Origin of the sequence: Xanthobacter autotrophicus (assembly GCF_030015065.1) — a bacterium.
In the GTDB taxonomy this organism is placed as follows: Bacteria; Pseudomonadota; Alphaproteobacteria; order Rhizobiales; family Xanthobacteraceae; genus Xanthobacter; species Xanthobacter autotrophicus_D.
The window spans coordinates 1-424 of the sequence record NZ_JAIVFN010000469.1 but is presented as its reverse complement, the minus strand read 5'-3'; the positions used below and the strand labels follow the sequence as shown (position 1 = coordinate 424).

Here is a 424-nt window from a genome sequence, read left to right as displayed (position 1 = left end):
GTGGAGGCCCTCACAGGCTGGGCCGCGGCCGACTTCATCGCCGGACGCATCGGCTTCGATCGCCTCATCCACCCCGAAGACGCCGAGCGTGCCTGGGAGGAGGTGTCGTGCGCGGTGGCCGCGGGCCGGCCGTACCAGCTCGAATACCGCCTCGTCGCCCGCTCGGGCGCGCTGGTGTGGGTGTCGGAAACCGGCCGCGGCATGGCCGGTACTGGCGAGGCGGTGGAATGGCTCGACGGGGTCATCCTGGACATTTCCGAATCCAAGGCCCGCAACGCCGAATTCTCGGGGGTGCTGTGCGCGCTCGACCGCGCCCAGGCGGTCGCCGAATTCGACCTGCAGGGCCGGCTGCTCTCCGCCAACGCCAACTTCCTGTCCCTCATGGGCTACACGCTCGACGAAGTGGCGGGGCAGCACCACAGCC

Annotated in this window: 1 protein-coding gene; it reads left to right on the top strand. The window is 70.3% G+C overall.

Annotation, left to right across the window (positions count from 1 at the left end; translation table 11 throughout):
* On the top strand, positions 1-424 hold a 424-nt coding region (locus K9U40_RS24080; RefSeq protein WP_282892566.1), incomplete at both ends, for a PAS domain-containing protein.